The following is a 15,418-nucleotide window of genomic DNA, read 5'->3' as shown; positions in this document are numbered from 1 at the left end:
GAAAAGGGCGGACCGGTACGGCCCGCCCTTGTTAACCCGCCGGTCGCGGAACAGCCTTGGGGGTTGCAATGGACCCGGCGAGTATGAGGAGCGCTTCAGGGCGCGGAGTTTTACTTGTGTTTACGGGACTTGTTCGGATCAGCGACTGCGGAGTTCTGCCCGATACAGATCGGCAATTCGCGTCGTGGCGGCGATTTCAAGATCAGCCATCCGAGCCGCTTCGGACCCTGACGGTGCGATGTCGCGGGTAACCTGGCTTTCGATCAGGATACGGGCTTGAGCTTCGAGCGCGGCTTCAAGTTCCGATTTGGTCATGTTGACGGCCGACGCTGTGATCATGGGATGTACCAGGTCCGCGTTGCATCCGGATGCCGCGCAGGCATCATACAAGGCAACGGCCAGCGAAGTATCAGTCTGCGCGACAAACTGGATGTCCTGTATATCAGCTGGCGTAAGGTCGGCATAGGCCGCCACGTTCGCACGCAGATCGCCCAAGACCACCGTGGCTGTCGCAAGAACTCCACCGATCACAGCGACAGGCAGGACAATTGCAGTCAGTCGCAGAATGCGTTTGAGTTCTGTCGTATTGCCCATGACGTCATGCCCTTCGGTCGCCGCGGTTTTCACGCTTATTCGAAACAATTGTACTGGGAAAATCTGGCGAAAATCGGGCAAGCGCCAGATGGAGGACGCTCGCCTGTGTCAGGCGAGCGGTCTTGGATGTTCGGAAAACCTACCGGAGATAATGCAGTTTCGCAGTATACAGACGTGCGATGCGTGCGGCTGCCGTCAATTCCAGCTGTGCTGAAACCTTGCTTTCCGACCCGTCGGGTGACTTGTCGATCACGGCAAGATTTTCGACGATCGTACGCATCTGCGCCCACCGCCCGGAGTCGAGTTGATCCCGGTCCATAGTATCGGCGTAAGCCAGGATGAGAGGATGCAGATTATCAATGTCGCATCCGACAACCTCGCAAGCCTTGTTGATCGTCTCGACCATCGCATTTTGGGAAAATGCCGTCACTGCGATATTGGTCGTGGGAGCCGGTGCTTTACGGGATTGCGGCGCGATCAATGTCACGGCATTGGCCCCTGCGGTGATGAGGATAGCGGCCATCGTGAAGACGGCAATCGTTGCATGACTGTGCTTGCGCACCAAACTGAGTCCAGTTTTTTTTGCTGTTTCTAACGACATCCTAGGCACCTCATCATTTCGAGTTATCATATCCGGGGCGAAACGCACCGTTTCCATAATTCGATCCTAGGTGATGATGCTGGCATGATTCTGTCAATTTGACTCAACCTTTGCGGAACCGCTCCTGCACAAATGCAATCAATAAAAAGGGTATTGTTAACCAATTATTAACCATTAGTGTGCAATGTCGCCTTCCTCTACGAACAGGTTTGCCCAGGCGCGGTCGACCAGTTCCGGCGTCATGCGATAGGGAAGACCTTCGAAGTCGCAGGCCGCGATCATCTGGTCGATCAGGAAAATGCCGTGGAAGTTGGCGTAAACATTGTCAATTTCCGGGTATTTTTGTTTGAGAAGATGCACGAGTGCGGCTTCATCCAGCTCAAATTTCTTCTTCTTTGCTACCAGGGCGAAGATCTTGAGAAACTCCGCCTGAGTTGGCCCGTCGATCAGAACCTTGAAGAAAATACGACGTAGGGCAGCCATGTCGAAAATCTTGTTTGGGTGGAAATTTGTCGAAAATACGACAAGCGTATCGAAGGGCACCTCGAACTTTTCGCCAGACTGCAATGCGAGAATATCGTATCCCATTTCCATCGGAACGATCCAGCGGTTGACGATTTTCTGCGGCGGTTCGGCCTGGCGGCCTAGGTCGTCCACGATGAAAACGCCACCTGAGGATTTCAACTGCAAGCTGGCCTGATAGGTGCGCGCAACGGGATTATAGTTCAGATCCAGCATGTCCAGGGACAACTCACCCCCCGTCATCACGGTCGGGCGCTGGCACAGGATATATCTGCCGTCGACGCGGTTATTGACCTTGCGAAGCTCGCTCACATCGACATCGACCACGATGGGGGTATGCACGATAGGGTCGTACAGGGTAATAACCTGACCTGCATATTCGATGGCATGCGGGATCCAGATATGATCGCCCATTGCGGCGCGGATGCCTTCGGCGATCGACGATTTGCCGTTGCCCGGCGGACCGTAAAGCAGAACAGATCGACCCGATCCCACGGCGGGGCCAAGCTGATCCAACAATCCTTCCGGCAGGATCAGATGACCCATCGACTTGGTCAGAAGGTCACGGGTCATGCGGATGTTCTTGATCGATTGCGCCTTGACCTGCATCTTGTAGGTTTCAAGTGGCACCGGCATCGGGCCGTAATATTCCGATTGGCTGAGAGCATCCATCGCGCGGGCCTTGCCCTGATCAGTGAGCTGGAATCCCATTTCGCCCGACGACCCGGCATGCATTGTGCCGGTCGCCTGCATCAACCCCGCATCGCGGGCCTTATCGACCAACTGTTGCGTCAGGCCGGATGTCAGACAGAGGGCGCTTGCAATTTCGCGGGTGGTTTCAAGCGATTTGCGGAACACCGTTTTCAACAGAATGTCACGCAGCATCGTGTTCGTCAGGCCGGTATCGACCAGCGTGCGAGGCTGGACTGGGGCAGGAACACCTAATTCTATGGGGTCGGGGCGAATATTCATCTATCTGTCCTCTGCCTCTGGCCCGGTTTGACACGCAGGGCTTTAGAAATTCTGAAGGGCGATTGTCATTGCGTCGCGGCCAGTCCCAAATAGGTCAGTTGCGTTGCTGCAAGCGTGATGCCCATCGGAAAATCCTTGGGTTCGGACCAGCTTTTCCAGCCGGGTGTCGCGGAGCGAACGGCGGGGATCATACGGATCAAGCGGTGCGCGACCCAGGTCACGACAAGCAGACCGGCAAACAGGATCATGACTTCGGCGATGTCACCAGCCGCCACGAAAGGTGCCATGGCAGCAGCAAATTTTGCATCGCCCGCGCCCAGTGCCCGGATCGTGCTGAGACCAAATCCGACTGCCAGGATGACGGCCAGATGCAGGTAGCGCCACAAGTATTCGGTGAACGGCATCAGGAAGATGCCCGACACGACGAATGTCACGAACAGGGCAAGCACCGCCTCGTTGCGGATCTTCATCTGAGTCAGGTCGGTATAGGCGACCCAGAGGCAAATCGGCAGGGAAAGAAGGCCGAACACAAGGCCCTGCAAGGGCGTCGCGGACAAAATGGTACTTGTTATATTTTCCATGACCTAGCTGTTTAATGCTTCCAGTGCACGCACCGCCGGTTCGAAATAGCGGGGGTGTGTATCGATGGCGTCTTCAAGCATGCTGCGCCCGATGTCTGTGTCACCCCGCTTGATCGCGGCAAGGGCACCGGTATGTAAAAGTTGCGCCCGTTCTTCCTGCGTCATCGGAACGATCGGCAGGGCGTAAACCCGGCGGGTGGCCCGCGCGAGAACGAGATTGTTCTTTGCCGTGAAAAGCTTGGGGTCATAAGTGATGGCTTCGGTGAACAGCCGTTCCGCCGCCTCACCATCACCGCGGGTCAACTTGGAATAACCCCAGTTGTTCAGCACACCCGCCGGCGTCGTCGTCAGACCTACGGCGGTCTCATAGAAACTGTCGGCCTTTGTCCATTGCTGATTGCTGTCGGCGACGACGGCTTCCAGCTTGTAGCGGTCAAAAGTCTCATGCGTCGGGGGTATGGTGTCGAGCACGATTTTGGCTGCGGCCCAGTCGGACGTCCGGATCAGCGCGTCGGCCAGGCTGACCATATCATCGTTATTGCTGTCATCGTGGTCGACGACCTTGCGCCAGGCCAGCACCGCTTCTGATTGCCGACCGCCGCGCACCAGCGAACGGGCGAGGCCGCGTTGATGCTCAATCTCATCTGGTTCGGCATCCACCTGACGTTGGAAATATGTGACCGCCTCGCCGGGGTCGGCGACCGTAAGCATGATCTGGCGAATGCTGTCGGCTTCGGCGGCGGCGGCATTGTTGACGGCACGGGTGACATCGCCTTGCCCCGTCTGGCCACAGGCCGACAGGATCGCGGCGCTCCCGAGGAGGAGAGCGAAAAAGACAGGGTGGCGCATTTTGCGTCCTTTGCTGCTCGATGCCTTCTTTTTCTTATGGAAACTGCTCGGGCGAATTCAGGCCGTAAATGCCATCATCCCCCCGCGTCAGCGTGAAGGCGTTATCTTGCGGTTGAGTGTAGCCGCTGTTTTCGATTTTTGCACCTGAGACACGCAGATTCTCCAGAATCTCCGGTGATGGTTGCAACGCGAACGCAGTTCGGAAGACGCGGTGTGCCTCACCCGTCTGTCCCAACTCCATCAGGACGACACCGAGATTATTCATCGCAGGCGCGTTCCGGGGTTCTTCGGCGACCGCTTCTCGCAGAAGACGTTCAGCCTGATTCAACCGGCCCAATCCTATATTGGCTTGTGCCATGGCAATTTTTATCTCGGTTGTCGGGCCCGCGCGTTGGCCTGCCGCCCGAATGTAGCTATTCAAGGCGAGTTCAGGTTCCCCCGCCGCCAACAGTCGGTCCCCGACGATCAGAGGATCGACGCCCCCCGGGCCGCGCATGAAACCTGGCGCTGTCAACGGATCATCTGCGACCGCCCCGCGTTCGGTGACACCGGCCTGGCAGGCGGACAGGGCCGCGACGGTCAGGAAAAGGAGCCAGCTGCGGCGCATCAGAATGCCTTAGTACCGCTCAACGCCTCGGCAATGCCGAACAGCGAAGGGCCGATAAGGATGATCAGAAGGGGAGGGACGCAGAACATCATCGTGCCAACGGTCAGCTTGGTCGGCAGGACGTTGGCTTTTTCTTCGGCCCGCATCACACGTTTGTCCCGCATCTCGCCCGCATAGACGCGCAGGGCATCGGCGATCGAGGTGCCGAAGCTCGCGGACTGGATCAGCACTGTGACGAAGCTGGTGATATCGTTGATATCACAGCGATCGGCCATTGCGCGCAGAACATCGGGCTTGTCCTTGCCGGCTTTCATTTCCTGGGCGACCATAAGGAACTCACCGGCAAGTGCTGGATACGAAGGTTCGATCTCGGTGGCCATGCGGATAATCGACTGGTCCAGCGACTGACCGGCTTCAACGCAGACCAACAGAAGGTCGAGCGCGTCGGGAAACCCGTCCTGGATTTCGCCCTGACGTTTGGCGACGCGCTTGTTCACCCAGTATTTCGGCGCATAGTACCCGACCACGCCGGGAATCATCGTATAGGCCATTTTGTTGACCATCGACATATCTGCGGCCAGAACCAGCGAATAGATCGCCCCAAGAACCAGCAACCCCAGACCCAGAAGCATCTGGGCGGCAGTCAACGTACGGACGGCGTCCTTGTGCGGGTAGCCCGCCCGGATCAGCATCGTTCGGGTCTTCGACATCTCTTCCTCGTCCTGCGGATCGAGGTATTGTGCGTATTTTGCCAGGTGTTCGTTGCGCGTGCCGTGACGCGACAGACGATTATCGCTGTCATCCTCCAGGATGATCCCCTTCCGCTCGCGGGCGATGCGGTCCATCGGCTCCTTCTTGCGGGTCAGGATCAGGGGCAGCATCATCAGTACAAGGACCAGCCCGGCTGCGCCCGCGACATATATCCAGGCGTCCGCGCCCAGAGCATCGGTCAGCATCGTGTTGATTGTTTCGAACATCGGTGTGCCTCAGACCTTGATATTGACCATCATGCGCATGAAGATCACGTTCACGATAAGGAACACGATCACCACGGCTGCGGCCGGGATGAAATAGGGGGTTCCGGAGACCTCGGAATAATAGTCGGGCTTCATGACATTGATGCCGACGGCGGCCAGAACCGGGAACGCCGACAGGAAGACGCCGGACCAACGCGCCTCGGCGGTGATTGCCTTGACCTTGCGGAATAGCTTGAACCGCGCGCGGACCACTTTCGACAGACCTTCGAGGATTTCCGCCAGGTTGCCGCCCGATTTCTGCTGAATGGCGACGGCCACGGCGAGGAAGCGTAGGTCCTGCAACTCGACCCGTTCCGCCAGCGCGCGCAAAGCGTCGGGCACATCGCGTCCATATGCGGCTTCGTCCGCGATGAAGCCCATTTCAGAGCCCAACGGGTCGGCGACTTCCTTGGCGACGATCCCGATGGCGGAGTTCAGCGGATGACCGACACGCAACGACCGGACGATCAGTTCGATCGCATCGGGCAGTTGCTCTTCCATCAGGGCGAGACGTTTCTTGGCCTTGCCGTTAACCCAGAAATATACGCCGCCGATACCAATGAAAAGCGACAGCGGGATACGGATCGCGAGTGCCGCGCCTGTCAGGAAGGTCATCAGAAAGAAGGACATGAATACCATCAGAACCATGACGCCGATCAGCATGCCCGGCGTGAAGGCGAGGTTCGCCTTCTGCGCCTTTTCGGCCAGCAGAGAATACAGCGGAATGGATTTCGCCCCATCATGCTGCGACATTTCCTTGCGAAGCTGGGCCATCACCTCGTCGCGGGTCTGACCCTGCTCCAACAGGGCCAGGCGGCGATTGACGCGATTGTTCAGCTTGATCGACTTGCCGAAGATCAGCATGTAGATGCCGCCGATAGACAGGAAGACGGCACCGAAAATAGCCAGATAAATCAGTGGCTCAATAGACAGTTCCATATCAGCGGCTCCCTGCCGGTTCATAGATGGATGTGGGCAGGTCATAGCCCCAGGCCTTGAAGCGATCCGAATAATGGCTGCGGATGCCGGTGGCTGTGAAGCGACCGATGATCTTGCCATCCTGCTCCAGACCAAGACGCTCGTAACGGAACACTTCCTGAAGGGTGATGACCTCACCTTCCATGCCGGTCACCTCGGTGATCGAGACCATGCGGCGCGAACCGTCCTGCAGGCGTGAGGCCTGCACGATCAGGTTCACGGCCGATGAAATCTGGGCACGCACGGCTTTCAGCGGCATTTCGATACCGGCCATCGCGACCATATTTTCAAGACGCGAAATACCGTCGCGCGCGTTATTGGCGTGGATCGTCGTCATCGAACCGTCGTGGCCGGTGTTCATCGCCTGTAGCATGTCGATGACCTCCTCGCCCCGCGTCTCACCCACGATGATACGGTCGGGACGCATCCGCAGCGCATTGCGGAGACAGTCACGCTGGGTGACGGCCCCTTTGCCTTCGACGTTGGGCGGTCGGCTTTCCATCCGGCCGACGTGATCCTGCTGCAACTGAAGTTCGGCCGTATCCTCGATCGTCAGAACACGCTCGGCGTTTCCGATGAAGGACGACAGCGCGTTCAGCGTTGTCGTCTTGCCCGAACCGGTTCCGCCCGACACGATCACGTTCAGGCGGCAAGCGACCGCAGCCTGTAGATAGGTGGCCATTTCCTCGGTGAAGGCTCCGAACTTGACCAGATCGTCAATCGCCAGCTTTTCCTTCTTGAACTTACGGATCGAGACCAGCGATCCGTCGACAGCGACCGGCGGGACCATCGCGTTGAAACGCGACCCGTCCTTGAGGCGGGCGTCGACATAAGGATTGGATTCGTCGACACGACGGCCCACGGCGGACACGATCTTGTCGATGATCCGCATCAGGTGCTTTTCATCTTTGAAACGAATTTCGGATTTCTGCAGCTTTCCGTCGCGTTCGATGAAGATGCTGTGCGGACCATTGACCAGAATATCGTTGACAGTTTCGTCCTTGAGCAGCGGCTCGAGCGGGCCGAGACCCATGACTTCGTCGAACAATTCCGAGTTCAGGATATCGCGGTCTTCACGGCCCAGTACGATACCCAACTCGTTGAGCTCTTCATTGGTGATCGAGACGATCTCGCCGCGCAGAGCGGTCGGATCGGCCTTTTCGATCGCACCAAGGTTCAGGTTGTCGAGCAACCTGTGGTGCATTTCGGTCTTCAACTCCTCGATACGTTCGCGGCGTTTCATATCCCTGTCGGCGGGCGCGGGTGCGGCGGCCTTCGGCTTCGGGGCCGGTGCTGCCTTCGGCGCAGCGGTCGGCCTGGCCTCAGAAACAGAAATGGCGCCCGAGGGAGCGGCTTTGGGGCCGTCGGCAGGGCCTCCAATGGGCTTGGCCCCTTCGATCTGCGGTTTCTTGTAACGTGAGAACATCTGTCGCTTCCTTGCGTATTCAGCCGAACTTCAAGCCGAAAATCGCTTTTTTGGCAGGTTTCTGAGCACCTTGCGGGACCCCGGACTGGATGGCCTTCCGCGCTTCCAAGAGGCTCCCGGCCAGCTTGCCGAGTTCCTTGGCAAGCGGATTGCGGGCGGCAAGGGTGGAGATCGGCGCGGCCTGATCGTTGACTTCGGTCACCTGCTTGCCGCCATCGGGCAGCACGGCGTGAAATTTGACGCCAAGGCTGTCGGCCATCTTGTCGACGCGTCCGCGACCGGACATGTCCATTTTTCCCGGAGCCCGATTCAGCAGATAGGTCAGTTTTTCGATCGGCAGCCCTTCGGCTTGCAGAAGTTTGTGAAACCGCATGGCATTCTGGGCCGATCGCACTTCCAGGCTACAGACCAGGAAATAGATATCCGACAGGCTGAAAACTGTGTCCGTCCAACCGGTTACAGTAATTGGCATGTCGATGATGACGATGTCGAAACAGGTCCGTGCAAGGGTAAGCAGGCCGGTCACATCTTCCGGGCCGATCAGATCCAAAGGCAGGATCTCGGCAGGGGCCGTGAACACACTGACCTTGTCCTTGTAGTGACCAAGGGCCTGCCTGAAGGCCTGTTCGTCCATTGCCGAGATATCGGACAGGACTTCGTAGATCATCGCCTTGCGCGGCAGATCGAGATATGTGGCGACCGACCCGAACTGTAATCCCAGGTCGATCACGCAGATCGTCGGGCCGCCATCCTTGACGACATTCGCCAGTTCCCAGGCGAGATTCACGGCAACGGTCGTCGCGCCGTCGCCGCCAGATGCGGACTGGACTGCGAAGATCGCGCCCTCCGACTTCACGCCACCGCCAGTGGTGGCGGGCAGGTTCATACTGGGGGTCGGCAGTTGCGGTTGCGCGTCGACCATGTCGGAGCCTGCGCGTTTGAGCATTTCGGTGTTGTCCGCGCCGCCCTGGGTGCGAATGCGCGAAACCGCATCAGACAAGGCAGCTTCTGGCAGAGGGTAGGGCGCGAAATCGTCGGCTCCGGCGCGCAGCAGTTCGTGCAGGGCCATCGGCCCCAGACCGTCTGCCACCAGAATAACCTTCAGTCCGCTGCGCTTGCCCTGGCGGATCACATCCGCAATCTGGGGCAGGCGCGCCTCGTCATCCTTGTCGACCGCAAGTACGATGAATTCCAGTTTGCGGGCATCGTCCTGTCGCAGGAACGCTGCCGCTTCGGCAAAATCGAGGTCGCCCCAGGCTTCGCCCAGTTCGGTTTCCATGTCCTCGATAAGAAGATCAAATTCCTGCACGTCACGGGACACGGTGACCGCGCGAAGCGGCTCGGGTTCGGGTAGCAGGGCAAGATTGCTCGCCATCGGACATCACCACACTGTTATCGGCGCCCCTTTGGGGCAGATCTTGAGCGGGGACAGCCGAAAATCTGTCGGCCCGCACGCGGAGGTTACCTCCGTGAGCCCTGAATGACGGGCAATTCAGGCAACAATTGGACCGAAAATATGAAATTATCGGAAACACGGGCACCAAACTGTGATCTATCCGACGCCATTTCGAACGAAACTTGACGGAAAAAGGCCCCACGTTTCCGCAGGGCCCTGTTGGTACGTTCATGATCTGGAATTCGAAGTCAGCCGCCTCCGCCGGAATTGCCGGCGCTCTGACCAGCTCCGGCCGGTGCTGCCGCACTCGTGGCGACCGAAGATGCGGATGCCTGTCCTGCGGCCCCTCCGACATAGCGACGATAGACGATCTGACCGTATTTTCCGTCAAGCACCAACGGATGGTCACCCACGAAGCCGGCAACTTCGGTAACGGCCCGGCGGTTCGCACGTTCCCGCGATTGGGTCGGCACAAGCGGACGGGTCTCGCCGAAGCTCACCAGAGCTTCCAGCCTGTTGAGAGAGACACCGCGCGACGCCAGGTAGGCCACGGCGGCCTTCGCGCGAGCGAGGCCCAGTCGCTTGTTATAGCCGTTCGAGCCGACCTTGTCGGTATGGCCGTAGACACTGAACCGCACCTCGGGGAAAGTGCGGATGAACGCTGCCTGCTGGTCCAGGACGGCTCGTGCCGTTGCGTCCAGTGCCGAGGAGTTGAAGGCAAAATTTATCGTCGTCGGGACTTCGGCTGCGAACCGCGTGCCCAGATGGCTGAGCGCGGGCGCTTCGCCATTCATGACAAGCATGTTCTGCATCGTGGAATCGCCGAAGGCACCTTCGTCGATTTCGGATCCTGCGGGACGGTTGTACTGTGTGCCGGTGCAGGCCGAAAGCGCCGTAAGGCCGAGGCCTCCGATCACGAAGCGACGGGAGAGGGACAGTCTGTTCATCATCTCACTCCAACACATAACCGTAATTGCCCGAAAAGTCCTGCGCTGCGGCCCCGTTTCCACGGCTGGACGCATTCGTGTTCGTCTGGCTGCCGGTCACCCGGCCATAAAGGAACAGCTCATTTTCGGTCGGGGGACGGATGCGGTCGGTCGGTACGGCCAGGGCTACACCCGACGTCGGCTGCACCAGATAGGCGGTAATGATGATGACCAGTTCCGTTTGATTGCGCTGATATCCAGCGGACCGGAACAACGCACCCAACACCGGCAGACTGCCCAAGAATGGCACTTGAGTGATATTGTCCTGAAAATCGTCCTGAAGGATGCCTGCGATTGCGAAGCTTTGTCCATCACGCAGTTCGACTGTCGTCGCCGCGCGACGTGAACTGACCGCAGGAATTACACCGCCACCGATCGTGACCCCGTTGGCGTTGTCGATTGCAGAGACTTCACTTTCCAAAACCAGGTTGATGATGTCACCATCTACCACAGTTGGTGTGAAATTCAGGGTGACACCGAAAGGTTTGAAATCCACACCGACGTTTCCATCTGTATCCACTGTCGGAATGGGAAATTCGCCGCCGGCGAGAAAACTGGCCGTCTGGCCCGAGAGGGCAGTCAGATTCGGCTCAGACAATGTCCGCACGACGCCTTGATTTTCGAGAGCCTGCAGCATCAGGTTGAAGTTGACCGAACCCGCGCCGAACGTGACATTCAGTGCGCCGGCATTGTTGGCGACCGCAGCCGTGGATCCGGTGAAAGTGTCACCCGAGGAATCGACGCCCAGCGACGCGCCCAATTGCTTGGACAGGTTCCGCGACATCTCGGCAAAGCGGACCTTCAACTGCACCTGCTGAGTGCCGCCCACATTCATAAGGTTCAATGTCCGTCCCGGAGCATAGCGTTCGGCAATCTCCATCGCCTGGTCTACCTTCTGCACCGAGGAAACAGTCCCGGACAGGACGATCCCATCATTTGCGGTGCGAACTTCGATGCGTTCACGCGGCAGCAGCTCTCGCAGCCGTTCCTTGAATTCGGCAATATCGGGTGTGACCTGCACCTCGACGTTGGTGATCAGACGTCCGTCCGCCCCCAGAAGGGTCAGCGTCGTCCGGCCAGGCAGTTTGCCAAGCACATAAACCGTGCGTTCAGACAGCGTTGCAATATCTGCGATCAGCGGGTTGGCGACGGAGAGTTCCGCAAAGGGGACATCCGACTCCAGCACGATGGCGCGGTTCAGCGGAACCCGGAGCGCGGTTTGCGTCCGGCCCTGACTGATCTGTAAAGTCTGTGCATAGGCATCTGCGACGGGGGAACCGGAAATAAGCACCCCGAGCATCGCTGCCCGAAGAATCGTACGAAAATTCATTGTGACCTGCCTCTCTGATCACTCTGCTCAAACGGATCTTGCGTCCGCATCCCGACAACGATGTCAGATGGGCGGAATTTTGCAACGGATCTGGGGGAATGCGGTGCCAAGACGGACCTTTTGGACACAGTTCGTCTCTTTTGCGACACATTCCAGCATGTTATGCAGGCGTTTTCGTGCAGGAAACCCCGCGCGGAGGGTGATCTCCACGCGGGGCACTGTTTCGTCATCCTGGCGAAGCCGGTTCGTTTCCGGTCAGCCCTCTCTGGGACAGGGGATCGGGATCAGCACCATTTCGGCGCCTTTGCGGGTGCGGACGGTGCAGGTGCGCTGCCGCTCGACCACGGCCTCTTCTTCCTTTGGACCCAGGATTTCCGCAAGCGTCGCCTCGACAGTCTGCGCCTCGGTTTCGTCGCGCACGCCGACCAGGGCCAGTGTCAATCGCCCGGTGGCCTGCGCCTGGGCCAGCTTGGCGACGACGGCGGGGGTGACCTCGACCGTGATGTTGCGCGCAATAGTGGGGCTGTTGCGTTCCTCGTCCGTCTGCTGATCGATGGCGATAAGCGGCAGGTTCGCATGGATCAGACGGGTTACGCCGCCCTGTTTGCCGCCACCCGTCCAATAGACGTCGACCCGGTCGCCGGGGCGCAGAAAGCCCGAAACGCCGCTGTTCACGTCGACCTGAAGGGTGAAGGCCCGCATGCCCGGTGTCAGCGCGGCGGCAAGTCCCGCATCTTCGCCCGGCTGCGTGACCTTGACCAGAAGAACCGGTTCGTCACGTTCCATGACGCGGAGAATGGTGCGGGAACCGCTTTCGCCCGGCGGGAATATGGCTTCCATCGTCTCAAACGTGCCGGCGGGGATGGCATCCGCAGGCCAGGACACGGCGCGAACATCGTCGGGCTTCAGGATATCGCCATAGCGCAACTGGCGCTTGACGACATAGACATCCTTGACCGGAATGATGGCCTGCTGGGTCTGGGCAAGGGCATTCTTGTATTGGCTGAACCGCCCCTTGGCGGTGTTGACTGCAAACCCGGCCAGGCCGAGGCCCACCAGAAGCAGAAGTCCGAAGATGACGCGCATCGATCTTTTCCTTGTATAACATCCGCCACTTGCGTCGGCCGGGCGATCGTTTCCGTTCTGGCGTCGGAATACGGCAATACGATGGACGCGATTGGGTCATCGCATGGCTGGCCTAAGGAATCGTGAACGAAAAAAAGCGCCCCGGACATGATGTCCGGGGCGCTTTGGTCAGATTTGCTTGTCTGTTATCAGGCTGGGGGGGTGCCGGAAATTCCGTCGCTGTTGTTCGTGAAGGGGTTGGTGAGCGGATCGGTGTCGGTCAGGGCCGAGTTGATGTCGGTCGACAGATCCTCGATACCGCCGGAGACGACGCCCATGACGGCGAGGCCCAGGCCAACCAGGGCGGCGGTCAGCACAACCCAGTCAACCGTCACGGCACCGGATTCGTCGTTCTTGAAGGTGTTGATGGCATTCAGCATTGGTTCGTTCCTTGTAAGGTTCTTCTGGTTTCACATCGTCGGGCCGTCTCGCCCTTTCGATGAGTCGGTTCTGCATGTGAAACAGGGCGGGAATGAGACACCTTCGGGTCAAGTCAGGGGAAATGTGCGGGTCAAACAATGGTGTTATTTTTGTAACCAATTGATTTATATAGACATGATGGATTATGCAAAGTTGATCTTGCATTTAGCACATTGCCGGAAAACCAGTGACTTGGGATTGGACTCAAGGATTTATGCGAATTTAACGTGAATCTTCCTTACGGCAGATTCTGCCTTGGAGTGCCCGCCTTCACGGACGTGGCCAGGCACATTGGTCCTATTGCGGTGAAGGGACCGCATGCTCCAGTCACGTCCTGCAAACCGATCCGCGGATCTCATGAGATCGGAAAAGAGTAGGGGCCGCGCCTGCCAGCACGACCCCCTGTCCCTCGGCTCTTGGTACCGATGGAATGTCGTGGCGTTTCCCTCATTGTCCGGTCCGCCTGCCAACGGATCGGTGGGGACTTGCTCGATTGCCACGGTCCTTGCCCGGATGTTCCGGTGCTTGTTATTGATCCATGCCGGGGCGGTCTGCCGTCGCCCGCGTCATAAGATGTGATCGGTATGTCGGGCAATTGAGGCGAGATCGTGTCGCATTTCGTTCAAAGTGGGGACAATGGCGTATTTACGCTCTTTTTAGCGATGCCAGGCGACAACAGCAGGGCCGGGGCGTGTTATTCCGGTGTTGCTGGACGTCCAGCGATGACCTGCGCGCGGCAATTGTCACAGGGCGGGCACGATTTCATGCAGGCGCAATGACAGGCGGGGCACAAAAATGGCAGGATGCCCGCAATAACAACGACACAACGGTCGGGCAGTCCAGACATGAAGCCGATTATCTCCCTCGCTCTTGCGGGTGCTCTCTTTCTTGCGCTGCCGGCGACACAGGCGAACGCCCAGTTCACGTTCAAACGCGTGCGCCCGCCCGAGGCTGGGGCTACGAATCGCATCAACATCCAGATCGAGCAGGAGACGTTCGACGCCCAGTCTGCCCCGCGCCCCGACAGGCCGCAGGACCCGGACGTAGCGGTTGCGCGTACGCCCCCGTCAAATCCGCAAGTCGGGCGCGGCGACCCGCAGACCTGGTTCTGGTCTGCCATATCGCCCACCATCGCGCCGACGCCGGGCCGCTTTCTCAAGGCCGCGCAGGTTGCTGCCCGCCCCCCGGACGGCAGTGGCATCCTTGCCCCGTCGCTTGCGCAGCTTCAGGCTATCGCCAAGCTGCATGGTCCCGAAATCCTGGCACGCTCGGTCGGAACACGGGTGTCGCCCGCGCTGGTGCTGGCGCTGATCTCGGTTGAATCGGGTGGTCGGGTCACCGCGGTATCCAACAAGGGCGCGACCGGGCTGATGCAATTGATACCCGCCACCGCTGAACGGTTCGGCATCACCGATGCCAGGGATCCGGCTCAGAATATCCGCGCGGGTGTCGCCTATCTGGATTGGCTGATGGAGGAGTTCGGGAACGATCCGGTCCTCGCGCTGGCCGGTTACAATGCCGGCGAGGGGGCCGTGCGCCGCCACGAAGGCGTGCCGCCCTTTAACGAAACCCGCGCTTATGTACCCAGGGTGCTGGCTGCCTGGAACGTCGCGCGCATGATGTGCAGCACGCCGCCCGAATTGCCCGGTGACGGGTGCGTCTTCAATCCGACACTCACCGGATCCTGATCCGTACCGCATCGTTAGGGGCACATATCCTATTCGATGACGTCGGCCCAGTCCGGATGCCGCTGTGCCTGCGCCTTGACGAAGGGGCAGAGCGCGATCACCCGCATCCCCTCGCTGCGCATGTCGGCAACCATCCGTTCAGCCAGCGCCAGCCCGACACCCTGTCCGCGAAACGCATCCGGCACCCCGGTGTGGTCGACGATGATCTTCGCCGTTCCCAGCCGCGAATAGGTCATCTCGGCCTCGGCCCCGTCCGCGCGATAGACCCAGCGCCCGCCGCTTTCGCCGTCTTCGCGGGTGATTTCGCCCGATAGTCGCACCATCCGC

The 15,418-nt window shown here is 59.1% G+C and carries 16 protein-coding genes; 1 reads left to right on the top strand and 15 read right to left on the bottom strand.

The window, feature by feature from the left end:
- Positions 1 to 138: 138 nt before the first annotated feature.
- The 14 genes from AC13C2_RS02365 to AC13C2_RS02300 all read right to left on the bottom strand — a co-directional run bounded on the left by AC13C2_RS02365 (position 139) and on the right by AC13C2_RS02300 (position 13,363).
- Positions 139 to 627 (bottom strand): hypothetical protein, encoded by a 489-nt coding sequence (locus AC13C2_RS02365; protein WP_482885818.1) that lies wholly within the window; start codon positions 625 to 627, stop codon positions 139 to 141.
- A gap of 106 nt (positions 628 to 733) precedes the next feature.
- Positions 734 to 1,252, bottom strand: a complete 519-nt coding sequence (locus tag AC13C2_RS02360; protein ID WP_482885816.1) for a hypothetical protein — start codon at positions 1,250 to 1,252, stop codon at positions 734 to 736.
- A 117-nt stretch (positions 1,253 to 1,369) separates the two neighbouring features.
- Positions 1,370 to 2,689 (bottom strand): ATP-binding protein, encoded by a 1,320-nt coding sequence (locus tag AC13C2_RS02355; RefSeq protein WP_482885815.1) that lies wholly within the window; start codon positions 2,687 to 2,689, stop codon positions 1,370 to 1,372.
- Positions 2,690 to 2,754: 65 nt separating this feature from the next.
- Positions 2,755 to 3,219 (bottom strand): prepilin peptidase, encoded by a 465-nt coding sequence (locus tag AC13C2_RS02350; RefSeq protein WP_482885813.1) that lies wholly within the window; start codon positions 3,217 to 3,219, stop codon positions 2,755 to 2,757.
- Between the two features lie 54 nt (positions 3,220 to 3,273).
- A complete protein-coding gene (locus AC13C2_RS02345) occupies positions 3,274 to 4,119 on the bottom strand; it encodes a tetratricopeptide repeat protein (protein WP_092760749.1) in 846 nt (281 codons plus the stop codon).
- Positions 4,120 to 4,153: 34 nt separating this feature from the next.
- Positions 4,154 to 4,615 (bottom strand): tetratricopeptide repeat protein, encoded by a 462-nt coding sequence (locus tag AC13C2_RS02340; RefSeq protein ID WP_139204672.1) that lies wholly within the window; start codon positions 4,613 to 4,615, stop codon positions 4,154 to 4,156.
- A gap of 110 nt (positions 4,616 to 4,725) precedes the next feature.
- Entirely contained in the window at positions 4,726 to 5,703 is a 978-nt protein-coding gene (locus tag AC13C2_RS02335) for a type II secretion system F family protein (protein ID WP_092760753.1), read from the bottom strand.
- Between the two features lie 9 nt (positions 5,704 to 5,712).
- On the bottom strand, positions 5,713 to 6,681 hold the full coding sequence (locus AC13C2_RS02330) for a type II secretion system F family protein (RefSeq protein ID WP_092760755.1): 969 nt from the start codon (positions 6,679 to 6,681) through the stop codon (positions 5,713 to 5,715).
- A 1-nt stretch (position 6,682) separates the two neighbouring features.
- Complete coding sequence (locus tag AC13C2_RS02325) at positions 6,683 to 8,146, bottom strand: TadA family conjugal transfer-associated ATPase (protein ID WP_482885812.1); 1,464 nt, start codon at positions 8,144 to 8,146, stop codon at positions 6,683 to 6,685.
- 19 nt (positions 8,147 to 8,165) lie between these two features.
- Complete coding sequence (locus AC13C2_RS02320) at positions 8,166 to 9,521, bottom strand: CpaE/TadZ family protein (RefSeq protein WP_482885811.1); 1,356 nt, start codon at positions 9,519 to 9,521, stop codon at positions 8,166 to 8,168.
- A 269-nt stretch (positions 9,522 to 9,790) separates the two neighbouring features.
- Positions 9,791 to 10,489 (bottom strand): OmpA family protein, encoded by a 699-nt coding sequence (locus tag AC13C2_RS02315; RefSeq protein WP_474522312.1) that lies wholly within the window; start codon positions 10,487 to 10,489, stop codon positions 9,791 to 9,793.
- Positions 10,490 to 10,493: 4 nt separating this feature from the next.
- Positions 10,494 to 11,858, bottom strand: a complete 1,365-nt coding sequence (locus AC13C2_RS02310; RefSeq protein WP_339641096.1) for a type II and III secretion system protein family protein — start codon at positions 11,856 to 11,858, stop codon at positions 10,494 to 10,496.
- 255 nt (positions 11,859 to 12,113) lie between these two features.
- Positions 12,114 to 12,944: a Flp pilus assembly protein CpaB gene (gene cpaB, locus AC13C2_RS02305; RefSeq protein ID WP_482885810.1), complete on the bottom strand. Its 831-nt coding sequence runs from the start codon at positions 12,942 to 12,944 to the stop codon at positions 12,114 to 12,116.
- Between the two features lie 188 nt (positions 12,945 to 13,132).
- Positions 13,133 to 13,363: a Flp family type IVb pilin gene (locus AC13C2_RS02300; RefSeq protein ID WP_474522310.1), complete on the bottom strand. Its 231-nt coding sequence runs from the start codon at positions 13,361 to 13,363 to the stop codon at positions 13,133 to 13,135.
- Between the two features lie 885 nt (positions 13,364 to 14,248).
- Between AC13C2_RS02300 and AC13C2_RS02295 the strand changes: the two genes are divergently transcribed.
- Positions 14,249 to 15,091, top strand: coding sequence for a lytic transglycosylase domain-containing protein (locus AC13C2_RS02295; protein WP_482885809.1), 843 nt, complete (start codon positions 14,249 to 14,251; stop codon positions 15,089 to 15,091).
- A 29-nt stretch (positions 15,092 to 15,120) separates the two neighbouring features.
- Here AC13C2_RS02295 and AC13C2_RS02290 read toward each other — a convergent pair whose 3' ends face one another.
- On the bottom strand, positions 15,121 to 15,414 hold the full coding sequence (locus AC13C2_RS02290; protein WP_482885808.1) for a GNAT family N-acetyltransferase: 294 nt from the start codon (positions 15,412 to 15,414) through the stop codon (positions 15,121 to 15,123).
- Positions 15,415 to 15,418: the final 4 nt, after the last annotated feature.

The sequence above is a fragment of the Jannaschia sp. L-14R genome, assembly GCF_056857695.1.
The sequence above is the reverse complement of the archived record's forward strand: the minus strand, read 5'-3'. Positions and strand labels throughout refer to the sequence as shown.